This window comes from Cupriavidus sp. UME77 (assembly GCF_014170355.1).
GTDB classification, from domain to species: domain Bacteria; phylum Pseudomonadota; class Gammaproteobacteria; order Burkholderiales; family Burkholderiaceae; genus Cupriavidus; species Cupriavidus basilensis.
The window spans coordinates 115,533-138,734 of record NZ_LZZU01000005.1 but is presented as its reverse complement, the minus strand read 5'-3'; the positions used below and the strand labels follow the sequence as shown (position 1 = coordinate 138,734).

Annotated in this window: 23 protein-coding genes and 1 pseudogene; 10 read left to right on the top strand and 14 right to left on the bottom strand. The window is 67.6% G+C overall.

Annotated features, from left to right (window positions below; all coding sequences use genetic code 11):
* From tcuA to A9975_RS01790, 5 genes are all read right to left on the bottom strand, one after another.
* Positions 1 to 763, bottom strand: a 763-nt coding sequence (gene tcuA, locus A9975_RS01810; RefSeq protein WP_183031139.1) for an FAD-dependent tricarballylate dehydrogenase TcuA, incomplete at its 3' end; no start/stop codon positions are given.
* A 187-nt stretch (positions 764 to 950) separates the two neighbouring features.
* A complete protein-coding gene (locus A9975_RS01805) occupies positions 951 to 1,901 on the bottom strand; it encodes a LysR substrate-binding domain-containing protein (protein WP_183031138.1) in 951 nt (316 codons plus the stop codon).
* An 81-nt stretch (positions 1,902 to 1,982) separates the two neighbouring features.
* Entirely contained in the window at positions 1,983 to 2,696 is a 714-nt protein-coding gene (locus tag A9975_RS01800) for a 4-carboxy-4-hydroxy-2-oxoadipate aldolase/oxaloacetate decarboxylase (protein ID WP_183031137.1), read from the bottom strand.
* The gene (locus tag A9975_RS01795; RefSeq protein WP_183031136.1) at positions 2,693 to 3,442 is read right to left on the bottom strand and encodes a PIG-L deacetylase family protein; all 750 of its coding nucleotides are present in this window, start codon (positions 3,440 to 3,442) and stop codon (positions 2,693 to 2,695) included. Before A9975_RS01795 ends, A9975_RS01800 begins: the two co-directional genes overlap by 4 nt.
* Positions 3,443 to 3,499: 57 nt before the next feature.
* Positions 3,500 to 4,471, bottom strand: coding sequence for a tripartite tricarboxylate transporter substrate binding protein (locus A9975_RS01790; RefSeq protein ID WP_183031135.1), 972 nt, complete (start codon positions 4,469 to 4,471; stop codon positions 3,500 to 3,502).
* 130 nt (positions 4,472 to 4,601) lie between these two features.
* Here A9975_RS01790 and A9975_RS01785 point away from each other — a divergent pair, with 130 nt between their 5' ends.
* From A9975_RS01785 to A9975_RS01775, 3 genes are all read left to right on the top strand, one after another.
* Entirely contained in the window at positions 4,602 to 5,501 is a 900-nt protein-coding gene (locus tag A9975_RS01785) for a LysR family transcriptional regulator (RefSeq protein WP_183031134.1), read from the top strand.
* A 212-nt stretch (positions 5,502 to 5,713) separates the two neighbouring features.
* The gene (locus tag A9975_RS01780) at positions 5,714 to 7,546 is read left to right on the top strand and encodes a methyl-accepting chemotaxis protein (protein WP_183031133.1); all 1,833 of its coding nucleotides are present in this window, start codon (positions 5,714 to 5,716) and stop codon (positions 7,544 to 7,546) included.
* A gap of 226 nt (positions 7,547 to 7,772) precedes the next feature.
* On the top strand, positions 7,773 to 9,020 hold the full coding sequence (locus tag A9975_RS01775) for a sodium:proton antiporter (RefSeq protein ID WP_183031132.1): 1,248 nt from the start codon (positions 7,773 to 7,775) through the stop codon (positions 9,018 to 9,020).
* A gap of 63 nt (positions 9,021 to 9,083) precedes the next feature.
* On the opposite strand, the pseudogene A9975_RS37895 reads toward A9975_RS01775, so the two are convergent.
* A pseudogene (locus tag A9975_RS37895) lies at positions 9,084 to 9,194 on the bottom strand (sulfate ABC transporter substrate-binding protein); the annotation flags it as partial.
* A gap of 31 nt (positions 9,195 to 9,225) precedes the next feature.
* Positions 9,226 to 9,762, bottom strand: coding sequence for a carboxymuconolactone decarboxylase family protein (locus A9975_RS01770; protein WP_183031131.1), 537 nt, complete (start codon positions 9,760 to 9,762; stop codon positions 9,226 to 9,228).
* Positions 9,763 to 9,930: 168 nt separating this feature from the next.
* Between A9975_RS01770 and A9975_RS01765 the strand changes: the two genes are divergently transcribed.
* Positions 9,931 to 10,914, top strand: a complete 984-nt coding sequence (locus A9975_RS01765; protein WP_183031130.1) for an AraC family transcriptional regulator — start codon at positions 9,931 to 9,933, stop codon at positions 10,912 to 10,914.
* On the opposite strand, the gene A9975_RS01760 is transcribed toward A9975_RS01765, so the two are convergent.
* The 7 genes from A9975_RS01760 to A9975_RS01730 all read right to left on the bottom strand — a co-directional run bounded on the left by A9975_RS01760 (position 10,911) and on the right by A9975_RS01730 (position 17,366).
* Positions 10,911 to 11,849 (bottom strand): 2-dehydropantoate 2-reductase, encoded by a 939-nt coding sequence (locus A9975_RS01760; protein ID WP_183031129.1) that lies wholly within the window; start codon positions 11,847 to 11,849, stop codon positions 10,911 to 10,913. The two genes, A9975_RS01765 and A9975_RS01760, sit on opposite strands and share 4 nt — an antisense overlap.
* 76 nt (positions 11,850 to 11,925) lie before the next feature.
* Positions 11,926 to 12,483: a helix-turn-helix domain-containing protein gene (locus tag A9975_RS01755; protein ID WP_183031128.1), complete on the bottom strand. Its 558-nt coding sequence runs from the start codon at positions 12,481 to 12,483 to the stop codon at positions 11,926 to 11,928.
* Between the two features lie 85 nt (positions 12,484 to 12,568).
* Positions 12,569 to 13,756 carry a thiolase family protein gene (locus A9975_RS01750; protein WP_183031127.1) on the bottom strand — a complete coding sequence of 396 codons (1,188 nt, stop codon included), beginning with the start codon at positions 13,754 to 13,756 and terminating at the stop codon, positions 12,569 to 12,571.
* A complete protein-coding gene (locus tag A9975_RS01745) occupies positions 13,756 to 13,983 on the bottom strand; it encodes a hypothetical protein (protein ID WP_183031126.1) in 228 nt (75 codons plus the stop codon). The genes A9975_RS01750 and A9975_RS01745 overlap by 1 nt, the downstream gene beginning before the upstream one ends.
* Positions 13,984 to 14,017: 34 nt before the next feature.
* A complete protein-coding gene (locus A9975_RS01740; RefSeq protein WP_220810593.1) occupies positions 14,018 to 15,562 on the bottom strand; it encodes a DHA2 family efflux MFS transporter permease subunit in 1,545 nt (514 codons plus the stop codon).
* Between the two features lie 86 nt (positions 15,563 to 15,648).
* Complete coding sequence (locus A9975_RS01735; protein ID WP_183031124.1) at positions 15,649 to 16,761, bottom strand: HlyD family secretion protein; 1,113 nt, start codon at positions 16,759 to 16,761, stop codon at positions 15,649 to 15,651.
* A gap of 71 nt (positions 16,762 to 16,832) precedes the next feature.
* Entirely contained in the window at positions 16,833 to 17,366 is a 534-nt protein-coding gene (locus tag A9975_RS01730; protein ID WP_183031123.1) for a helix-turn-helix domain-containing protein, read from the bottom strand.
* 158 nt (positions 17,367 to 17,524) lie between these two features.
* Between A9975_RS01730 and A9975_RS01725 the strand changes: the two genes are divergently transcribed.
* The 6 genes from A9975_RS01725 to A9975_RS01700 all read left to right on the top strand — a co-directional run bounded on the left by A9975_RS01725 (position 17,525) and on the right by A9975_RS01700 (position 23,183).
* A complete protein-coding gene (locus A9975_RS01725) occupies positions 17,525 to 19,036 on the top strand; it encodes an efflux transporter outer membrane subunit (protein WP_255503009.1) in 1,512 nt (503 codons plus the stop codon).
* 358 nt (positions 19,037 to 19,394) lie between these two features.
* Positions 19,395 to 20,129 (top strand): GntR family transcriptional regulator, encoded by a 735-nt coding sequence (locus A9975_RS01720; RefSeq protein WP_255503008.1) that lies wholly within the window; start codon positions 19,395 to 19,397, stop codon positions 20,127 to 20,129.
* Between the two features lie 98 nt (positions 20,130 to 20,227).
* Positions 20,228 to 21,010, top strand: coding sequence for a transporter substrate-binding domain-containing protein (locus tag A9975_RS01715; RefSeq protein ID WP_183031122.1), 783 nt, complete (start codon positions 20,228 to 20,230; stop codon positions 21,008 to 21,010).
* Between the two features lie 145 nt (positions 21,011 to 21,155).
* A complete protein-coding gene (locus A9975_RS01710; protein ID WP_183031121.1) occupies positions 21,156 to 21,821 on the top strand; it encodes an amino acid ABC transporter permease in 666 nt (221 codons plus the stop codon).
* Entirely contained in the window at positions 21,818 to 22,474 is a 657-nt protein-coding gene (locus A9975_RS01705; protein WP_174424714.1) for an amino acid ABC transporter permease, read from the top strand. The genes A9975_RS01710 and A9975_RS01705 overlap by 4 nt, the downstream gene beginning before the upstream one ends.
* The gene (locus A9975_RS01700) at positions 22,455 to 23,183 is read left to right on the top strand and encodes an amino acid ABC transporter ATP-binding protein (RefSeq protein ID WP_183031120.1); all 729 of its coding nucleotides are present in this window, start codon (positions 22,455 to 22,457) and stop codon (positions 23,181 to 23,183) included. Before A9975_RS01705 ends, A9975_RS01700 begins: the two co-directional genes overlap by 20 nt.
* Positions 23,184 to 23,202 lie beyond the last annotated feature (19 nt).

Sequence of the window (23,202 nt, the reverse complement as noted above, 5' to 3'; positions counted from 1 at the left end):
TGCAGATGCCGCCGTCGTACAGCGGCGCGCGCGCGTCGATGGCCACGCAGTGCGATTGGGAAGGGTCGCCGATGGCGTCCGCTCCGGCTTCGATCATGAACTTGAGCAGCACGCCCATGTTGAAGCGCGTACCGCGGATCAGGAAGTTGTCGGCCGGCCAGTCACCGTCGGCGTTCTGGCCCCAGGCCTCGCGCAGCCATGCGCGGTTGGACTCGAAGCCGCCGGCGGCCAGCACGCAGCTGCGCGCCTCGATGCGCTCGCTGCCGATGCGGGCGGCCTTGAAGCGGTCGCCGTCCATCTCGATGGCGTCCACCGGGGCGTTGTAGCGCACCTTGACGCCAAGGGCTTCGGCGCTGCGGAAGTACGCGTTGACCAGCGCCTTGCCGCCGCCCATGAAGAAGGCATTGGTGCGCGCCACATGCAGCGCGCCTGACAGCGGCGGCTGGAAGTGCACGCCGTGGCTGCGCATCCAGTCGCGGCAGGTCGACGAGGCGCGAATGGCCAGGCGAGCCAGCCGCTCGTCGGTCAGGCCGCCGGTGACCTTGAGCAGGTCTTGCCAGTATTCCTCTTCGGGATAGGCATCGACCAGCACGTCTTGTGGCGCGTCGTGCATGCAGCGCAGATTGCGGGTGTGCTGCGAGTTGCCGCCGCGCCACTCGCGCGGGGCGGCTTCCAGCAGCAGCACGCTGGCGCCGGCTTCGCGCGCCATCAGGGCCGCGCACAGGGCAGCATTGCCGCCGCCGATGACCAGGACGTCGATCATGGGCGTGCGCCTCGGGCAAGGCTAGGGATAGCCGGCAGGGACGGCTCCCGGATTTGAATAATGGACAGCACGATGAGGGTTCCGGTGGGGATGCCCGCACTGTAGCGGCCCGCCGGCGTCCTGCTAAGCCCCCGGATCGCATGGGGGCATCACGAATCGTGATACCCCAGGGGGGGGCGCCCGCGCGTCACCCCTGCGGCCCAAGCAGCCGCGCACCCCGCCAGGCGCCGGAGCGCACCAGTTCGCGGGCGCAATCGGCCAGCACCACGCGCAAGGCCAGCGCGGCGGGCGATAGTTCGTCGTCCGAGAGGCTGCACAGCACGTTCTGGCGCCGCACCTTGGGGTCCGCGATCTCGGCCAGGTGGAAACGCGCCTGTGCATCCGCATAGCGCCCCACCGCGGCCCAGGGCTGCAGCGTGGCGCCAAACCCGAGATCGACGGCGTCCATCAGCATGGCCAGGGAATCCACCTCCTGCACCACCTGCGGCACGATCTTCACGCGGGCGAAGGCGGCATCGAGCGTGCTGCGCAGCCCATGCAGGCCGGTGGGCATGATCAGCGGCACGTCCCGCAACTGCGCCATGCGCAGCCGCAGCGGCGCCTCGGCATCGACCTCGGCCGGCAGCGCGCGGCGCGAGCGGATCAGGAACAGGGTTTCCTCGAGCAGCGGCGTCACGCTCCAGCGGCGCGCCACAACGGTGTCGAACAGCACGGCCAGGTCGAGCTGGCGGGCGTTGAGCATGGCGCTGAGGTGGCCTGACAGGCTCTCCACCATGTGCAGGCGCACATCCGGATAGCGCTCGCGCATGGCGCGCATCAGCGGCACACCGATGACCGAAGCCGTGGTGGGCGCCAGCCCCACGCTGACCGTGCCGGAAAGCCGCGCATGGTGGGCGGCGCGCTTGGCCTGCTCGGCATGGCGCAGCGCCAATTGCGCCTCGCGGAAGAAGGCCAGCCCGGCCTCGGTGGGCGTCACGCCGCGCGTGGTCCGGCGCAGCAGCCGGGTGGCCAGCTCGCTCTCCAGCCGGCTGATCTGCTGGCTCATGGCGGATTGCACCATATCGAGGTCGAGCGCGGCGCGGCTCATGCTGCCAAGCTCCACCACGCGGACGAAATACTGAAGCTGGCGCAGTTCCATGGGGTTCCCCGGCCTGGATTCGTGTCTGGATTCGTGTGTGCGACGCTTATACCAGATCGCGAACCGGCGGTGGCCGCCCGGTCAGGCCTCGTCGAAGCCGCTGTACCAGTCCACGGTCTGGTCGGCGTACACCAGGCCCTTGGCCGCCAGCGCCTCGCGCATCTGGTACATGTCCAGCCCCAGCACCCCAGCGGCCAGCGTAGCGCGCTTGCCCTCCTCCATGGCACCGCGCTCGGCGGCACGGCGCGCGGTCTCGGCAGCGAGCGGGCGCGGCACCACCACCACGCCATCGTCGTCGGCCACGATCACGTCGCCGGGGCGCACGTGGGCGCCGGCGCAGACCACCGGCACATTGACCGCGCCCACGGTCTCCTTGACCGCGCCCTGCGCCGAAACCGCCCGCGACCAGACCGGGAAGCCCATGGCATTGAGCGTGGCCACATCGCGCACGCCGCCGTCGATCACCAGGCCGCGCGCGCCGCGTGCCTTGAGCGAGGTGGCCAGCAGGTCGCCGAACAAGCCATCGGTGCAGTCGCTGACCAGCGCCACCACCAGCACGTCGCCGGGCTGCACCAGTTCCACCGCGACGTGGATCATCCAGTTGTCGCCGGGATGCATCAGCACCGTCACGGCGCTGCCGGCAATGGCGGCACGGGGCTGGATTGGCCGCATGTAGGGCTTCATCAGCCCGGTGCGGCGCTGCGCCTCGTGCACCGTGGCGACACCGGCGGCGCCCAGCGCGTCGATGTCCGCGGCGGCCGCGCGCAGGATGTTGCGATAGGCGATGGTCTTCATGACAGGCTCTGCGCAACTTGCGGAAACACGCGCGCATAACCTTCGCCGTACTTCACCTTGCGATCGGAGTTGCGCGCGGCCTGCGCACCGCGCTGCAGCGCCACGCGGGTGTAGTACTCCCACAGGTGCTCCTGGGCCGCCATGGTGGCGAAGGCGCGCTGCTTCTTTTCCCATACCGAGGAGATATCGAGCAGCACGTCGGGCTTCCAGTTGCATTGCTCGGGCTGGTGCGGCTCGAACAGAAACACCGGCGGCGCGCCGATCACGGGCACCTCGGGCTTGTAGCCATGCGCCTGGGCGATGACCCGCGCCTCCTGCGCTACGTGCGTGGCGAGCGGATGGTCAAAGTTGTAGATGTCCTCGCGCGAGTGGCTCAGCACCAGTTCGGGCCGCAGCGCGCGGTAGAGATCGGCCAGGCGCAGCAGCGCAGCGTCGGTCACGCGCATGGGGTAGTCGCCCAGGTCGAAGCACTCCAGCGTCGCGCCCAGGATGTCGGCGGCCTGCTGCGCTTCTTCATGCCGGGCCGCCTTGACGCGCTCGATGGTCATGCCCGGCTGGCGCCACATCTTGGCGGACTCGCCGCGCTCGCCAAAGGACAGGCAGACGATCTTGACGTTGTAGCCGCGCTCGGCGTAGAGCGCGATGGCGCCGCCGGCACGCCAGACAAAATCGGCGGCGTGCGCGCTGACCACCAGGATCGAGGGACGCTGCGCGCCCGGCTGGGCTTGGGCTTGGATGTCGGACATGGGGGATTCTCTTGGATCGTGGTGGATCGTGTTGGGTCGCCGGATGCGTGTGAGGCGTCAGTCGGCCGTGATGCCCGCCTTGCGGATGACGCCGTTCCAGGTGGTGGCTTCGCCGCGCACGAACTGGCCGAACGCTTCAGGTGTGCCCGGCAGGATGGTCACGCCCAGTTGCGCGAGTTGTTTGCGCACATCGGGGTCGGCGAGCGCGGCGTTGGCGGCGGTGTTGAGTTCATGGACCACGGCCGGCGGCGTCTTGGCCGGCGCCACCAGCCCCCACCAGACCGAGGCAGTGAAGCCTGGCAAGCCTTGCTCGCGCGAGGTCGGCACGTCCGGCAGCAGCGGCGTGCGCTGGTCGCTTGCCACCGCGATGGCGCGCAGCGTGCCGGCGCGGATATGGGTGATGACTTCGAGCGGGTTGATCGGCATGAACGAGATACGCTCGCCCAGCAGGTCGGTGATCGCGGGCGCGCCGCCCTTGTAAGGCACATGCAGCACGTCGATATGCGCCGCTTCCTTGAACAGCTCGCCGGCGAGATGGCCCGAGCTGCCGTTGCCGGCCGAGGCATAGCTGAGCTTGCCCGGCTGGGCCTGCGCCTGGGAGACCAGGCCCTTGAGCGACCCCACGCTGGATTTTGCCGGCACCACCAGCACCAGCGAGGCCTGCCCCACGCGCGCCACCGGCGTGAAATCCCGTGCCGGGTCGAACGGCAGCTTGGCGAACAGCGCGGCATTGGTGGCCAGGCTGTTGGACGCCATCATCATGGTGTAGCCGTCCGGCGCGGCCTTGGCCACGGCCTCCATGCCGATATTGGTGCTGGCGCCCGGGCGGTTGTCGACGATGATGGGCTGCTTGAGCAGCACGCTCATCTTCTGCCCGACCGAGCGCGCCACGATGTCCACCGCGCCACCGGCGGCATAAGGCACGACCAGCCGGATGGGCTTGGCCGGGTAGGCCTGGGCGCTGGCGGCGCTGGCGGCCAGCGACAGCGCGGCGGCCAGGAAGCCGGCAAGGTAGGGGCGGCGCAGCATGGTTATCTCCTGATGGTGCAATTTGTGGTGCGGCTCAAGGCCGTTTGCGATTTGCGTGCATTCTGGGCAGCTGCCGTGATACTGTCCAATACGTTTTCGAACCCCTTGTTATTGCACTTCGATATAAGCAATGGATTTCCGCCAACTCCGCTATTTCGTTGCCGTGGCCGAGGCACTGAGCTTCAGCGAGGCCGCGCGCAAGCTCCATATCAGCCAGCCGCCGCTGAGCACCCAGATCAAGGCGCTGGAGGACGAGCTCGGCAGCCCGCTGCTGGACCGCTCCCGCCATCATGTGGCGCTGACGCCGGCGGGCACGCTGTTCCTGGACAAGGCCAGGGCGGCGCTGGCCAACCTGGAGCAGGCCCGCGAGGTGGTCAGGCAGGTGGCCGCAGGCGAGGCGGGCGAGATCCGCGTGGCCTTTACCGCATCGGTGCCGATGCAGGATGCGTTTCCGCGCGCGGTGCAGCAGTTCCGCGTGGACCACCCGCGCGCCATGCTGGAGCTGGTGCATATGTCCACTGGCCAGCAGTTGCAAGGACTGGAGAAAGGCGAGATCGACATTGGCTTCCTGCGGCCGTCGCCCCAGTTCTACCCGCCCGCCAGCATCACCGTGCACGAAGTGCTGGCCGACCGCCTGGTCGCCGTGCTGCCTGCCTGGCACGCATTGGCAAACCCGGTGGATGACGCCGGGATCGATATCGGTGCGCTGTCCGCACAGCCTTTCCTGCTGTTCCCGCGCGGACTGGGCTGCGGGCTGTTCGACCACGTCACCACGCTTTGCAACCGGGCGGGCTTTGCCCCGCGCATCGGGCAGGAGGCGCGCGAGGCGACCACCATCATTGGATTGGTAGCGAGCGGCGCCGGCGTGTCGGTGCTGCCGGAGATCTACGCGCGCACCGGCATCCCCGGCGTGACGTACCGGCCACTGGCTGGCCAGGATGCCACCAGCCGGGTGCTGGTGGCGCATCGCACCGGAGCGCTGTCACCCATCATGCGTCGGTTCCTGGCATTTTTTGAGGTTGGCGGCTAAGGCAAGGGCAGCGCGGAAAATGCTTCCCGCCGTGCAATAGCGGCGTATTCACCACGCCGCGGGGCGCCGCCATGCACTATCGCGGTGAAATGTCTGCACATTGCCGTTTCAGCCCTACAGTTCCCCTCCAGCCTTCCGTTAGCCGGGGCATGCTGGCCGACAACAAAATTGTCGGAGGCCTTTTTTTAACCACCGCCCCCTACCCAACGCGCATGCATCTCTCGCTCCGTACACGCATTACGGCGACCTGTGTCGCCATCGTTGTCACCGCCTTGTCGGCATCCACCGGCATCACCTACGTTGTCACGAAGCGCAGCGACGAACGCACGCTGCGGCAAAACCTCGCCACCATCACCCAAGGCAACGCGCAAGCCATCACCGAGTGGCTGAACGCGCGGGCCGCCATGGTGCAAGCCGTTTCGCCGGAGAGCCTTTCCACCGATCCCATGGCCGCGGTCACGCAGCTGGAAAAATCCGGCGGCTTTATCGTGGCCTATGCGGGCTACCCGGACAAGCACGCGGTGTTTTCCCGCGATCTCGGCATCCCAGCCGACTACGATCCCACGGGCCGCCCGTGGTACCAGGCCGCCGTCAGCGCCGGCAGGCTCGTCATCACGCAGCCGTACGAAGATGTCGCGAGCAAGAAGCTCGTGGTGACACTGGCCTTGCCTGTGCTGGCCAATGGCCAGTTGAAGGCCGTGGTGGCCGCCGATGTGAACCTGGACGCCGTGACCTCCACCGTGAACGGCATCCATCCCACCCCGGCCAGCTTTGCCTTCCTGGCAGACAAGAGCGGGCGCATCGTGGCGCATCCGGATGCCAAGCTCAACCTCAAGCCGGCCACCGATCTGTCCGCCGACCTGACGGCGAACGCCCTGGCCAGCCTGTCGGATCCCGAGCAGCCCCTCGCGGTCAAGATCGCCGGCGCCACCAAGCTGCTGCATGCGGAGCCGGTCAAGAACTCCGACTGGGAAGTGGTGGTTGCCATGGATGAGGACGAAGCGCTGGCCGGCCTGCGCAATGTGCTGCAAGCCATGTTCATGACCCTGGTGGCGGTGGCCTTCCTCGCCGCGGGAGTCGGCTCGGTCATGACTGCCTCTGCGTTCCGGCGGCTGTCCCAGGTGCGCGAGGCGATGGACGAAATCGGCTCCGGACACGGCGACCTGACCAAGCGCCTGCCGGCCGACGGCAACGATGAGGTCACGCAGATCGCCCGCGCGTTCAACCAGTTTGCCGACAAGCTCGCCACGGTGCTGATCGATATCCGGGACAGCAGCGAATCGGTTCGCACGGCAACCGCCGAAATCTCGCAGGGCAATATCGACCTGTCCTCGCGTACCGAGCAAGCCGCGGCCAGCCTGGAGCAGACAGCGGCGGCCATGGACGAGCTCACCGGCACCGTGCAAAACTCGGCCGAGGCCGCGGTGCGCGCCGGCGAGCTGGCGGCGGCGGCCTCCCAGGTCGCCAACCGAGGGGGCGATGCCGTCTCTCGCGTGGTGACCACCATGCAGGAAATCTCGACCGCCTCCGCCAAGATCCACGACATCATCGGGGTCATCGACGGCATCGCCTTCCAGACCAACATCCTGGCGCTCAACGCCGCCGTGGAAGCCGCCCGCGCCGGCGAACAAGGACGCGGATTTGCCGTGGTGGCTGGCGAAGTGCGCACGCTGGCCCAGCGCAGCGCCCAGGCCGCCAAGGAAATCAAAGGACTGATCAGCAAATCGGTGGCCAAGGTGGACTCGGGCGCGGAGCTGGTGCGGGACGCCGGCGAGACCATGAACAGCATCGTGGCCAGCGTGAAGCAGGTCGAGCAGGTGCTGCGCGAAATCTCGAATGCCGGCAGCGAGCAAAGCGTAGGCATCACGCAGGTCAACCAGGCCGTGAGCCAGCTCGACGGGGCGACACAGCAGAATGCGGCGCTGGTCGAGCAAGCCTCGGCGGCCGCCGGGTTCCTGCATGAGCAAGCCAACAAGCTGGCCGATGCGGTCGGCCAGTTCCGCCTGGCCAGGGCGCATGGCGGCGCGACGGGGTCCGGGGCTTGAACCGCTGACGCAGCGCCGAGCCAGGTAAGCAAGGGGGTTCAGCGGCGGCTGAACCCCTTTTTTTCGTCAGGCGGGCGCCAATTGAAGAAATTTCCCAATTGCTGATATGGTTGATGTGGCACAAAATCCACATAGCGTCGCACCCGACGCGCAATGCCGGCAGTGCCTGTACTGCCGGCCGTGCTTGAAACACCCGCAACGCCCATCAGCAAGGAGAACTCCCCGCATGACTGTATTCCAAGGGACTGGCGCCCTTTTCACCCTCATCGCCATCTTCGGCGTCATCAACCACCGCTTCATCAAGCTGCCCGACACCCTGGGCATCACCGCCGTCGGGCTGGTGACCTGCCTGAGCGTGTCCATCCTCGGCTTCAACCACCCTGAAATGGTCGCGCAGGCCCGCAAGCTCGTGGCCCAGATCGATTTCTCCGACGTGGTCTTCCACGGCCTGCTCAGCCTGCTGCTGTTCGCCGGCGCCCTGCACGTCGACCTCTCTCGCATGCGCCGCCAGCGCCGGGCCGTGGTCATGCTGGCCACGGTCGGCGTGGTGATCTCGACCGCCGCGGTCGGGTTCGGCTTCTTCTATGTCGCACAGTGGCTGGGCCACCCGGTCAGCCTGCTGTGGTGCCTGGTGTTCGGCGCGCTGATCTCCCCTACCGACCCGATCGCCGTGCTCAGCGTGCTCAAGAACGCGGGCGCATCGGAAAGCCTGGAAACCAAGATTGCGGGCGAGTCGCTGTTCAACGATGGCACCGCGGTGGTGGCATTCCTGACCCTGGTGGGGCTAGCTACCGGCGCCACCGAGTTCTCCGCTTCGCACGTGGCGCTCGCGCTGGTGCGCGAAGTGCTGGGCGCCGTGGTGCTGGGCATTGTGGTGGGCTATGTGGCGTCGGTGCTGCTGCGCGGGATCGACAGCTATCCGGTCGAGATCCTGATCACGCTGGCGCTCGCCACCGGCGGCTACAGCCTGGCCGAAGCGGTGCACGTGTCCGCGCCGCTGTCGGTGGTCATCATGGGCCTGGTGATCGGCAACCATAGCACCAGCAAGTCGATGTCGGAGAAGACCCGCGAACACTTGTTCAATTTCTGGGGCCTGCTGGACGAGTTGCTCAACCTGGTGCTGTTTGGCCTGATCGGGCTGGAGATCATCGCGCTGTCGCTGCAGCTGCACATCGTCTGGCTGGGGCTGGCGGCGATTCCCGTGGTGCTGATTGCCCGCGGCATCAGCGTGGCCATCCCGCTGCTGGCGCTGCAGAATTTCCGCCGGCTCAATCCGCACTCGGCCACCATCATGACCTGGGGCGGCCTGCGCGGCGGCATCTCGATTGCGCTGGCGCTATCGCTGCCGGAGTTCCCCGGCCGCGAGATGCTGATCGGCGTGACTTACCTGGTGGTGGTGTTCAGCCTGCTGATCCAGGCCACCACGCTGGGCAAGCTGGTCAAGCACCTGAACGGCCTGAGCCCGAAGCCGTAACGGATACGCCATCCGCAAGCAGGCGGCGGGACTCACCCGCCGCCCGCGCCTGGCTTACAGCCGGCTCTCGCCACTCGCCTGCTTCCAGTTAGCGACAAAACCGGGGTTGATCTCACGGTACAGCTCGCGGGTGACGTCGTAGCCGGCGTTGAGGATGGCGGTGTCGGCCAGCGCGGGGCACGATCACCTCGCCTTGCCCTGCCTCTCAAGCCACCTTCGGGAAATCGATCACCGTATCGTTGACACGGTTGATCATATTGGTGAACAGGATCGCGCTGATGGCCTGGATGCTCTCGACGATCTGCCGATCGGTATAGCCGGCTTCGCGCACATTGGCGATGACGCTGGCAGGCACCGTGCCGGAAGTCGTGACCACGGCCAGTGCGAAGCGGACCAGCGCGTCGATCTTGCCGTCTTGCGGATACTCGCCGGCGCGCAGCTCACGCGTTTGTTCGGCGGTATAGCCGGCCATCTTGCCGGTCATGGTGTGCGCGGCCACACAATAGTCACAACCCGACGCCTCGCTGATGGCAAGGTTGATCGCTTCGAGCTCACGGGCGCTGAGCGTAGCGTTCTTGAGCAGCGCGCCGGTTTGCAGCGCATGGGCCAACACCTCGGGGGCATTGCTGCCGATCACCGCGTAAGCGTTGGGCACCTTGCCCACGGCGCCCTTGATGGCGGCAAACAGTTGGGCGGCCTGGCCGGTGGCTTCGGCGGGGTTGATGGTGTGAAGACGGGACATGACGGCACTCCTTTGCGGTTGGTTGATGGACCCGCGCTGTGTTTGTTGCGCTGCTTCCATGGACTGAAGTCTAGGCGCGCCAGACAAGACTTACCGCATATAATCGTCGCATTATCTTGCCCAATCGTCTCAACACGTCGTATCCGTCTTGATGCCAACGTTCCCACCATGGATAGCCTGACCGAACTTGTGCGCATGCTTTCGCCAGCCGGCACCGTCGACCTGCATTGCCACTTCGCCGGCAACTGGCGGGTGGACAACGCGGCGGCGCCCGCCGGCCAGCTGCCGTATCACATCATCCTGAAGGGGCAGGCGCGTGCGCTGGTGGCGCAGGAGGCCATCTCGCTCGATGCTGGCGACGTGCTGCTGTTCCCGCATGGCAGCGCGCACACGCTGCGCAGCCTGCCCGATGAGACCGAGGGGACCGAAAGTGCCGCCGGCGCACACGCCGCCACGCCGGCTCAGACGACGCGCTTCAATGGCTTGCTGACCGAGGTGACGATGCCCGGCGACGCGCATCCGCTGGACATGTTGTGCGGCACGTTCGTGCTGGGCGTGCCGGGCACGATGCTGTTGCGCAACCTGCCGCCGGTGCTGCGGGTTGCTACCGCGCGGCGCGCCGATTGTGCCTGGCTGCATGCGCTGATCGACATGATGCGCAACGAGGCGCAGGCGCCCGAGCCAGGTGGCGCGGCGGTCATCGGGCAGCTCTCCACCGCGTTGCTGACCTTGCTGTTGCGCGCGCTGATCGCGCAGGGCGGCGTCACGCATAGCCTGCTGGCGCTGATGGCCGATGCGCGGCTGTCCAAGGCGATCGATGCGGTGCTGCGCGCGCCGGCCGAGCCGTGGTCGGTGGCGTCGCTGGCGGCGGTGTGCAATGTGTCACGTGCCACGTTCGCACGGCGCTTCGCCCAGCTCAGCGGGGAGACGCCGCTGCAGTTCGTGACCACCTTGCGCATGGAGATGGCCGCCCGCCTGCTGACGTTGGACCGAGGCTCCGCGGCCAGCATCGGCGAGCATTGCGGCTATGCCTCCGAGGCCGCCTTCGGGCGCGCCTTCAAAGCGCACTTTGGCGCCGGGCCGGGCATGTTCCGGCGTGCGGCGCGGGAGCGCCGCACGGCCGCCGCCGCGCAGGCGGCCTCGGCGCGTTAGCCTGCGGCGCGTTGCGCTTCGTAGACCTGCAGGTGGCTATAGGCGATGCGCACCAGCGGCACCGCATGCCCCATGCGCGCGGCACGCTGCGCCATGTCGCCGACGATGTCGTACGCCTCCAGGCGGGGCGCGCCCTGCGCGATATCGCGCATCATGGAGGCGGCCCAGGCCGAGTTCTCGTCCAGCAGGCGCGCGGCCATGGCCTGGGCCACCGGCTCGGGCAAGGCGTGCCCGGACAAACGCGCCACCGCCGCGCATTCGTCCATGGCCTGCTGCATCAGCGCGCGGCCGTCCACCGTCCGCACGATCTCGCCGACGGTGCCACGCATCAGGCAGGTCATCAGCGCACCGGCCGAGATCATCACCCACTTGTTCCATAGCGCCTGGTCGATGGCCGGTGACAACTCGCGCGTGCCGGGCGTGCTGGCGGCGAGCGCATGGAAGGCGCTGGCCACGCCCTGCGCGGACTCGGCACGCGCGCCCACGATGAGCCTGTCGACCGCGCCTTGATGCACCACCGCGCCAGCGGCGTCCAGCGTGGTGGCAATGTACGACACGCCGCCAAGCACCCTGTCGCGGCCGTAGCGCGCGTCCAGCGTCTCATACGCACGCAACCCGTTGAGCAGCGGCAGGATCGCCGCGCGCTTGCCCCCGCTGGCAGAAAGCGCCGGGCCCAGCGCGGCCATCGCGCTGTCCAGGTCATAGGTCTTGCATGCCAGCAGGACCAGGTCGTAGTCCGCCTTGACGTGCTCGGCCAGCACCGTCTTCACGGCGGCGCGGAAATCGCCAAGCTCGCTGCGCACGGTCAGGCCGTCTCTCGCCAGCGCTTGGGCGCGCCGTGGCCGCACCAGGAACGTGACATCCGCCCCCGCCTGCATCAGGCGAGCGCCGTAGTAACCACCCATGGCGCCAGCGCCCAGGACCAGAATCTTCATGACGTTTCCCGCTTCGATGTCCGACTTGGTTAATGGTGATTAACAGTGCAAAGCAGTGGCTAACAGTGCCAAGCGCCTACGGCAGGTCGCCAGCGAGCACCGCGTCGCCCGCCTCCCCGGCTTGCTCGGCTTGCTCTGCGCCCCCCAGGAAGCCGGCGGCGGATGCCAGGCGGCGGCGCATGCCGTCCGCGGCGGCCGGGCCCGCTACCAGGGCATGCCGCTTGAAACTCAGCCGCTCGCCCGTGCCGGCATCCACCAGCACGGGATCGACCACCTTGCCGGTTTCCTTGTCGCGCAATTCCACGCTGGGGCCTTCCGGCGCGAAGTGCTTGTTGCCCCAGGCAAGCATGGCCAGCAGCACGGGCAGGAAGTCCCGCCCGCATTGCGTCAGCACATACTCATAGCGCGGCGGCTTTTCCGAGTACTGCTGGCGCTCCAGCAGGCCCTCCTCCACCAGCGCGGTGAGGCGGCGCGTGAGCATGTTGGGCGCAATGTCCAGGTTCTTCTGGAAGTCGTCGAAACGCCGCGCGCCATAGAACGCCTCGCGCATCAGCAGCATGCTCCACCACTCGCCAACCCGCTCCAGCCCGCGGGCGATGGGGCATTGCATGTTCCTGAAGGTCTTTCTTTGCATGGTCGAGGACTCCGCTTCGGCATCTTGATACTTTCAACATGATAGCTGTATTGAAACGCCGCAATGCTGTCCCCACCGGTGCCGTCTAATCCAGGGCTTCGAGCGCCAGCGCAATGCCCTGCCCGCCCCCGATGCACAGCGTCACGATGCCCCGGCGTAGCCCATGCGCCCGCATCGCGTACAGCAGGCGTGTGGTGAGCACCGCCCCGGTTGCGCCGATGGGATGGCCATGCGCGATAGCGCCGCCCTCCACATTGATGATGTCGAGCGGCAATCCGAGTTCGCCCGCCACGGCCAGGGGCACCGCCGCGAAGGCCTCATTGATCTCCAGCCACTCGACATCGCCCAGCGCCCATTGCGCGCGCTGCAGCGCCTGGCGCACGGCCGGAACGGGCCCAAGGCCAAACAAGCCCGGCTCGACAGCGCCTACGCCATAGGCCACCAGCCGGGCCATCGGTGCCAGCCCAAGGCTCTCGGCCAGCGATCGTTCGGCGACCAGCATGGCGGCCGCGCCGCTATTGAGCCCCGGTGCATTGCCCGCGGTGATGGTGCCGTCCTTGCGAAACGCCGGACGCAGCTTGCTGAGAATCTCGAAGGTGGTATCCGGCCGGTTCGCTTCATCCACATTGAACGTGGACGTGCCGCCCTTTGCCTTCACGGGCACACCGATGATCTGCTCCACAAAACGGCCTTGCTCCTGCGCGCGGGCAAAACGGCTTTGCGAGCGCTCGGCCCACCGGTCCTGTTCGTCGCGGCCGATCTTGTTACGCGCCACCAGGTCCTCGGTATGCCAGCCGGAGTGCTCGCCCGAGAATGCATCCACCAGGCCATCGCGCAGCATGCTGTCCTGCAGTGCCGCGTCGCCCATGCGGCTGCCCCAGCGGGCGGCAGGCATCAGGTAAGGCGCCTGGTCCATGTTCTCCATGCCACCGGCAATCGCCACGTCGACATGGCCAAGCCAGACTTCATCGGCGGCGCTGGCGATGGCCTGCGCGCCGGACCCGCACACGCGGTTGACGGTCATCGCCGGCAGCGAAACCGGCAGGCCCGCGCCGATGGCCGCCTGCCGGGCGGGATTCATCCTGTTGCCCGCCTGGATCACATTGCCGAACACCACGCTGCCGATGCGCTCCGGATCGACGCCCGAGCGGCGCACCGTCTCGCGGATGACCGCCGCGCCCAGTTCGGTCGCCGGCGTGGCCTTGAGCGAACCGTTATAGGCGCCGATGGCGGTGCGAACGGGGTGGCATAACACGACTTCCCTGGTTTTCATCACAGGCTCCTTGGGGTGGTGGACGAAGCAGGCCGCGCGGCGCCCGGCCATTGCGCTTGCGCATCGCCAGCCGCCGCACCCTGCGGCGCCTTGCAGTAGCGGTTGTCGGCGCGGGCGCATCCCACGCCGGAGTCGCGCGGGCGCTCCGTGCCGGCGTGGATGGTTTGGGCCGCCATGGCGGCAAACAGCGCGGCACAGGCCAGCGCGCTAGCTAAACGGGTGTTCATGATCCATCTCCCGGGTGTGGAAGGCCTCAATGCCTCAATGCGCATCGGCCGATGGCGCCATGGGCGGCCCCGCCTTGCGCAGCAGCGGCACCATGGCGGTGGCAATGACGAAGCAAACCATGATGACGAGGAAGGCATCGCCAAACGTCTGCGTCTGCGCCTCGCGCCAGGTCAGTGCCCACAGTTGCCTGAGCGCTGCGGACTGCGCATCGGCGACGTCGTGCCCCAGCGCGGCCATATTGCTGCCCACCGCCTGCAGCAGCGCGCCCATGGCCTCGTTGCTGTAGTTCAGGTGCTCCGCCAGACGCTGGAAATGCAGGTTGGTGCGGTCGTTCAGGATGGTCGCGCAGCTGGCGATGCCGATCGCGCCGCCCAGGTTGCGCATCAGGTTGAACAGCCCGGACGCCAGCTTGAGCCGCTCCGGCGCCAGCGCCCCCAACGTCAGCGTGACCGCCGGCGCCACCGAGAACTGCTGCGCCATGCCGCGGAACGCCTGCGGCAGCAACAGCTCCTGCGCGCCCCAGTCATGCGTGATGGGCGCGAACTGCCACATCGAGAAGGCAAAGCAGCCCAGCCCGAACATCATCAGCCAGCGCAGGTCCACACGATTGGCGAAGAAGGCATAGACGGGGATCGACATGACCTGGAACACCCCCGTGGAGAACACCGCCAGCCCGATCTGCAGCGCGCTGAAGCCACGCACGTGGCCCAGGAACAGCGGCGTGAGATAGATGGTGGCGAAGATGCCCACGCCGGTGACGAACGAGAAGAAGCAGCCGAGTGCGAAGTTGCGGTCCTTGAGCGCGCGCAGGTCCACCACCGGCTGTGCGTAGGTCAGGCTGCGCCAGACAAAGCCAACACCCGCAATGCCCGAGATCCAGGCAGAGGTGAGAATCACATCGTCGCCAAACCAGTCCCAGCGCGGGCCTTCTTCCAGCGTGTACTGCAGGCAGCCGAGGAACAGCGCCATCAGCGTCATGCCGAGATAGTCGGCGCCGCGCACCAGCGACCAGTTGGGCTGGTCCACGCGCACCAGCAGCGGCACCGCCACCGCGATGAAGATGCCCGGCACCAGGTTGATGAAGAACAGCCAGTGCCAGGAGTAGTTGTCGGTGATCCAGCCGCCCACGGTGGGCCCGAGCGTGGGCGCCAGCGAAGCCAGGGCGCCGATGGTGGCCGCGGCAATCACACGCTGCTTGCCGCCGAAGAAGGCGAAGGCCGTGGTGAACACCAACGGAATCATCGAGCCGCCCAGGAAGCCCTGCATGGCGCGAAAGGCGATCATGCTCTGGATGTTCCAGGCGAGGCCGCACAGCAGGCTGGTTAGCGTAAAGCCTGCCGCCGAAACGGCAAACAGCCAGCGCGTGGACATCACGCGCGACAGCCAGCCCGACAGCGGAATCACGATGATCTCGGCGATCAGGTAGCTGGTCTGCACCCACACGGTTTCATCGGTGCCCGCCGACAGCCCGCCGCCGATGTCGCGCAGCGAGGCCGAGACGATCTGGATATCCAGCAAGGCGATGAACATGCCCACGCACATGGTGGCGAAGGCCAGCACCTTGGCGCCCGTGCTCATGGAGGCCGGGGAATACACCGGCGCGGACGGCTGCGCGCGCTCGGCTGGCTGCGTGGCCTGCCCGGGGCCGGCCAGGACGCTGCTGCTCATGGTTGCACCTGCGCGTCGGCGCGGGAATCGACTTGCGCCAGCACCGACAAGCCGGGCCGCAGCATGGCCAGCGCGGCCTCGTTGTCATCCAGCATGATGCGCACCGGCACGCGCTGGACGATCTTGGTGAAGTTGCCGGTGGCGTTCTCCGGCGGCAGCACGCTGAACTGTGCCCCCGTGGCCGGCGCCAGGCTGAGTACGCGGCCGTGGAACACGCGGCCAGGCAACACGTCGGCCTCCACCGTGGCACGCATGCCCGGGCGCAGATGCGCAAGCTGCCCTTCCTTGAAATTCGCATCGACCCACAGCCCGCGTGCCGGCACCACCGACAGCAGCTGCGCGCCGCCCGCGGCGTAGGCGCCCACGCGGGCGCGGCGGTTGCCAATGGTGCCATCGATAGGCGCGCGCAACTCCGTGTAGCCCAGGTTCAGTTTGGCGATGTCGCGCTCGGCCACGGCTTGCGCGAGCGCCGCCTGCGCTTGCAGCTTCTGCGTGGCGATCACGTCGACCTGGCGCTGCGCGGCGAGCAGGCTGGCCTGGGCCTTCTGCGTGTTGGCCAGAGCTTGCTTGTAGTCCGAGTCGGCCTTCTGCGAGCTCTGGACCGATACGGCCGATTTGGCCGCCAGGCTCTGGTAACGAGCCTGGTCGTCGCGCGAGCGCAGGGTGTCGGCATTCACCGCGGTGACCGCCGCCCGGGCCTGGCCGATCACGGCTTCCTGCAAGGAGCGGGTGGCGTCCAGATTGGCCAGCAGCGCCTGCTGGGCGGCCACCGCCCCTTCCGCCTTGGCCAGCGCGGCGCGGTAGTCGCGGTCATCGATGCGGGCCAGCAAGTCGCCGGCGTGCACCTGCTGATTGTCGGTCACCAGCACTTGCGCCAGATAGCCCGGCACCTTCGGTGCAATCACCGTGACTTCGCCGCCGACATAAGCATCGTCGGTGCTTTGCAGGAAGCGGCCGTGCGTCCACCAGTGCTGGCCATAGGCGGCAGCGCCAAGGCCGGCGGCGATGAGCGCGCCGGTCACGATCAGCCGCTTGCGGCTGATGCGAGGCTTGCTGGTAACGGGGATGGGCGCCGGGCCTGCACGCTCGGCGGTGATGTCGCTTGTCATGACGCTTCCTCTGGTTTTCGCTCGAACTTTCGCTTTGACTTTTGCTTCAGCGCGGGAACGCTGCAGTGCTCTCATAGATGAACCGCTACCTGCGGAACATCGGGGATGGGGGCCGCGCGTGCCCGCGCCGACTTTTCAAGCTTGGCGCGGACGCCCTCGCTGGCGGCCGGCCCGGCCACGACCACGTGACCGGCATCGGTAATCGGATGCCCGGTCTGTGCATCCACCAGAATCGGGACAACGGTGGCGCCGGTCTGGCGGTCCACCAGCAGCACGCTCTCGCCCTCGGGCGAGAAGTGACGGTTACCCCAGGCCAGCAGCGCCAGCATCACCGGGCGGAATTCGCGGCCCCGGTCAGTCAACAGGTATTCGAAACGCGGCGGCCGCTCGCAGTACTGGCGCCGCGCAAGCAGGCCCTCGCGCACCAGGGTTTCGAGGCGGCGCGCCAGCATGTTGGGCGCAATGCCCAGCTGCTTCTGGAATTCGTCGAAGCGGCTGTTGCCGTAGAACGCCTCGCGCAGGATCAGGATGCTCCACGGCTCACCCACCCGCGCCAGGCTGCGGGCAATGGGACAAGGCGCATTGTCGAGCGGCTTTTTCTGCATGTTCGCGACCTCCGGGAAATCAGGTTGCTATCAATATGAAAGTTAGTATAGAGTTGTAAATATCATCATGCAAGTAACTTGTTGAAGAAAGCCAGTGGGGCGGCGATCAAGCCGCTTCCTGATTTCCCTGAATCCCTGAATCCCCGAAGGAGATGGACATGCGCCGTACCCCGCCCCGCCCCGGACTCGCGCCTCAAGAGCCGCAGCCGCAGCCGTACCAGCACCTGCGCCGGCACGCGGCGCGGGCCACCGCGCTCGCCGCGGCAGCGCTGACGGCGCTTGGCCTGGCGGCTTGCGCCGCGGTAGGCCCGGACTACAAGACGCCCGCGGCCGACACCGCGGCCAGCTACCCCCATGCCGATGCGCTGGCTGCACGCGCCACGCGCCAGCCTGCGCCGCCGCTGGATACCTGGTGGACGGGATTCGACGATCCCGCGCTTACGCGCATCGTCCAGCGCGCGCTGGACCAGAACCTGGACCTGGCCGCCGCGTTTGCCCGCGTGCAGCAGGCACGGGCCGCTGCCGCCGAGGCCGGTGCGCAGTTGCTGCCACAAGGCAGTTTGTCGGCGCAGGCGGCCAAGGTGCATCAGTCGCTGGAAAGCCCGCTAGGCAAGATCGCGAGCAAGTTCCCCGGCTACGACCGCAATGCCGCGCTCTACGATGTGGGCGCGGGCGCGAGCTGGGAGATCGACCTGTTCGGCGGACTGCGGCGTGGCGCAGAGGCGGCCGACGCCGAGGCGCAGGCCGCGCAGGCCGACCAGCTCGGCGCGCGCATCTCGGTGGCGGCCGAGGCCGCCGATGCCTACTTCCGCGTGCGCGGCGCGCAGCAGCGCATTGCCATTGCGCAGGAGCAGGTGGCGAACAACGGCAAGCTGCTGGAGCTAGTGCAATTGCGCTTGCGCGACGGGCTTGCATCGAGCCGCGAGGTAGCCCAGGCGCAAGCGCTGGTGGCGCAGGCGCGCGTCACCATTCCACCGCTGCGCATCGAGCTGCAAACCCAGTTGAACCGGCTCGATGTGCTGATGGGCGCGCAGCCGGGCACCTACGCGGCCGAACTTGGCTCCCTGCCGAACGGCGTGGCCGTGCCGGCCATCTCCGTGGCCCAGGGTCCCGCCGAGCTGCTGCGCCGCCGACCCGACGTGATCGCGGCCGAGCGCAGGCTGGCCGCCAGCAGCGCGCGCATCGGCGCGGCCACCGCCGAGTATTACCCCAAGCTATCCTTGTCCGCGCTGCTCGGCTTTGAGAGCCTGAGCGGCGGCAAGCTGTTTTCCGCTGCCGCGTTCCAGCCGGTGGCGGCAGCGGGCTTGCGCTGGCGCCTGTTCGACTTCGGCCGCGTGGATGCCGAGGTGGCGCAGGCCAAAGGCGCCAACGCCGAGGCACTGGTCAACTACCGCAAGGCCATGCTGCGCGCCACCGAAGACGTGGAGAACGCCATCGTCACGCTGACCGAGCTGGAATCGCAAGGCAAGGAGCTGAGCACCGAGATCGACGCCCACGAACGCGCGCGCGGCGCTTCCGAAGATGCGTACAAGGGCGGGGCCGTCAGCCTGTTCGAGGTGTTGGATGAGGAGCGCCAGCTGCTGGCCGCGCGCGACCAGCAGGCCCGCGTGCACGCCGACAACGCGCGCGCCGCGGTGGCGACGTTCCGCGCGCTGGGCGGTGGGTGGTGATCGGATCAGGCCAGGCTTGGCGCGGGAACCCGTTCCCTCAGCAAGGCGGAAACGTCCTCCGACGCGAGCGGCCGGGAGAAGAAGTGGCCCTGCGGAAATCGCCGATGCCGATGCGCACGCCCAGGCCGCGCTGCCCTTTCTCGGCAACGGCCCCGGCCTCCACGCGCGCCTTCCAGACGCAGCCTGAGCACTTTGCCGGCAGCGTTCGCCGCACCACTGCCGTGCACCCGCACTCGCCAGCGGCATAAGCCGCGCCCAACTGGTGCGCGCCCAGTCCGGGCCAAGGCTGTTTTGCGTACAAAAACTGCACATCACGCTTGTATATCAGTCTGGCATACCTCTTGCGTCAGAGGCTGGCATGACTTTCGCCACTCCCTCCATGCCAGTCTTCAGCGATGCCGCCAGCCACGCCCGCGGCAGCACTTCCGCCGAGATTGCCGAACGCATCACGCAATCGATCCTGGCCCAGCGCCTGGCGCCCGGCACGCGGCTGGGCGAGCAGGCGCTGGCCGGGCTGTTCAGCGTCAGCCGCACGCTGGTGCGCGAAGCCCTGACCCGGCTGGCGGCGCGCGGCATTGTCACGGTGTCCGCCCGGCGCGGCTGGTTTGTGATCGAGCCCTCGCGCCAGGAGGCCCGGCAGGCGTTTGCCGCCCGGCGCGCGATCGAGCTTGGCTTGCTGCGCTATGCGGCGCCGGTCTCCGCTGCTGCCATTAGCCGGTTGCAGGAGCACGTGGCGCAGGAGCAGCGCGCGCTGAGCGCTGACGACGCCGCCCTGCGCAGCTACCTGCTGGGCGACTTCCATGTGTGCCTGGGCGAATGCGTGGGCAATGTGCTGTTGGCCGACACGCTGCGCGACCTGACGGCGCGCACCACGCTGATTGCCATGCGCTACCAGTCCAGCCACCAGGCCAACGAGTCCTGCGCCGAGCATGTGCTGATCGTGGCTGCGCTGGCCGCGGGCGATACCGAGCGCGCCATCGCGCTGATGGACGCCCACCTGTGCCACGTCGAGGCCGGCCTGAGCGCCGCCACGCCGGCGGCCCCGCCCGATCCGCTGCGCCAGGCGCTGAGCCCGCTGGGCCATGCAGCCTGAGCGCGCGGGCAACCGGCAGATTGCAACGACCCGCTTCTTTGATTTCGATTTCGATTCTTTTGAATTTCCACCTCAACGGCAAGCTAGCAAGGACCCTTATGAAGCTCTCCAAACTCCTCCTCGGCCTCGGTGCCGCTGCCCTCGCCTTCTCGATGCAAACCGCCGGCGCCGAAGCGCTGGACGATGTGGTCAAGGCCGGCGTGCTCAAGGTCGCGGTGCCGCAGGACTTTCCGCCGTTCGGCTCGATCAACGCCGAGATGAAGCCCCAGGGGCTGGACATCGACGTGGCTGCGCTGATTGCCAAGAAGATGGGCGTGAAGCTGGAACTGGTGCCCGTGACCAGCACCAACCGCGTGCCCTACCTGCAGACCAAAAAAGTGGACCTGGTGATCTCCAGCATGGGCAAGAACGCCGAGCGCGAGAAGGCCATCGATTTCAGCGAGGCTTACGCACCGTTCTATAACGGCGTGTTTGGCCCTGCCGACCAGAAAGTGACCGGTGCCGCCGAACTGGCCGGCAAAACCATCGGCGTGACGCGCGGCGCGGTGGAGGACCTGGAGCTGACCAAGATCGCCCCGGCGACGGCCACCATCAAGCGCTACGAAGACAACAACGGCACCATCAGCGCGTTCCTGTCCGGCCAGGTGCAACTGGTGGCGACGGGCAACGTGGTGGCAGCCGCCATCCTCGCCAAGAACCCGCCCAAGAAGCCGGAGCCGAAGTTCCTGATCAAGAACTCGCCCTGCTTCATCGGCCTGAACAAGGGCGAGCCCAAGCTGCAAGCCAAGGTCAACGCCATCCTGGCGGACGTGAAAAAGGACGGCGAGCTCAATGCGATCACGGTGAAGTGGCTGGGCATGCCGCTGCCGGCCACGCTTTGATGCATTGATGCGTTGGTGCTTTGATGCACTGACGGCCCAAGCCACGGGAAGCCGTGCCCGGCGGCCAGCCGCCGCGGCATGGCGTACTGCGCCAGCTCCGCGCTCATGAGCGCCCCAACCGGGCGCCTCCACCGATCGCTAACGCATGTCCTACCAATTCGATTTCCTTTCGGCCTTCGACTACGCCGGCGTGTTCGCGCACGGCATCAAAGTCACGGCTGAACTCACCGCCATGGGCGGCTTGCTGGGGGTGACCCTCGGCATCGCCTGCGCCTGGGCGCGCACCCAGGGCCCGGCCTGGCTGGCGGCCATCGCGGGCGGCTATGTGGAGCTGATCCGCAATACGCCGTTCCTGATCCAGCTGTTCTTTATCTTCTTCGGCCTGCCCAGCGCGGGCGTGCAACTGGGAGAAATGCAGGCCGCCATCCTTGCCATGGTGATCAACCTTGGCGCCTACAGCGCGGAGATCGTGCGCGCAGGCATCGCAGCGGTGCCGCGCGGCCAGCTTGAAGCGGGCGCCAGCCTGGCGATGTCGCCCTTCCAGGTATTTCGCCACGTGGTGCTGCGCCCCGCCTTGAAGAAGATCTGGCCGGCGCTGTCCAGCCAGGTGGTGATCGTCATGCTGGGCTCGGCGGTGTGCTCGCAGATCGCGGTCGAGGACCTGACCTTTGCCGCCAACTTTATCCAGGGCCGGAATTTCCGCGCGTTCGAGGTCTACCTGCTGACCACCGCCATCTACCTGCTGCTTGCCATCGGGCTGCGCCAGGTGCTGCGCGGCATTGGCGGCATGCTGTTCCGGAGGGCGTCATGACCGACTTTTCAACCTGGGACATCCTGCGCAACCTGCTGATGGCGGTGCGCTGGACCGTGGTGCTGTCGCTGGTGGCCTTTGCCGGCGGTGCCGTCATCGGGCTGCTGGTGCTGCTGATGCGCATCAGCCGGCGCGCGCCGCTGCGCCGCGCGGCGTGGGCCTTTATCGAAGTGTTCCAGGGCACGCCGCTGCTGATGCAGCTGTTCCTGGCCTTCTTCGGCCTGGCACTGTTCGGCGTGGAGATCCCGGCCTGGCTGGCCGCTGGCCTGGCGTTGTCGCTGTGGTCCGGCGCCTACCTGGCGGAGATCTGGCGCGGCTGCGTCGAGGCCATCCCCAAGGGCCAGTGGGAAGCCGCCGGCTGCCTCTCGCTCGGCCACCTGCAACAGATGCGCTACGTGATCCTGCCGCAGGCGCTGCGCATTGCCATTGCGCCCACGGTGGGGTTCGTGGTGCAGATCATCAAGGGCACGGCGCTGGCGTCCATCATCGGCTTTGTCGAGCTGTCCAAGGCGGGCACGGTGATCACCAACGCCACCTTCAGCCCGTTTACCGTCTACGCGCTGGTCGCGCTGATCTACTTTGCGCTGTGCTGGCCGCTATCCCGCTACAGCCGTCACCTGGAAAGGAAGCTCAATGTCGCTCATCGCCATTGAAAACGTAAAGAAGCGCTTCGGCGCCAACGAAGTGCTCAAGGGCATCGACCTGAAGGTGGAGGCCGGCGAGGTGATCGCGATCATCGGCAAGAGCGGCTCGGGCAAGAGCACCTTGCTGCGCTGCATCAACGGCCTGGAGAGCATCGACGAAGGCAATATCACCGTGGCGGGCGCCAAGCTCGGCAGCAGCGAGCTGGAGCTGCGCGCGCTGCGGCGCAAGGTCGGCATGATCTTCCAGCAGTTCAACCTGTTCCCGCACCTGAGCGCGGGGCGCAACGTGATGCTGGCGCCCACCGTGGCGGCCGGCGTCAAAGAGGCGGAAGCATTGACCCGCGCGCGCGAGTGCCTGGCCAAGGTAGCGCTGGGGGAGAAGTTCGACAGCTATCCCGACCAGCTCTCCGGCGGGCAGCAGCAGCGGGTAGCGATCGCGCGCGCGCTGGCCATGCAGCCGCGGGCCCTGCTATGCGACGAGATTACCTCGGCGCTGGACCCGGAGCTGGTGGTGGAGGTGCTGAACGTGGTGCGCCAGTTGGCCAGCGAGGGCATGACGCTGCTGATGGTGACGCACGAAATGCGCTTTGCGCGCGAAGTGTGCAATCGGGTGGTGTTCATGCATCAGGGACGCGTGCATGAGATCGGGCCGCCGGAGCAGCTGTTCAGCAATCCCGCTACGCCGGAGCTGCAGCAGTTCCTGGGAATGGCGGCCTGACGGCACTAGCCGAAGCCGC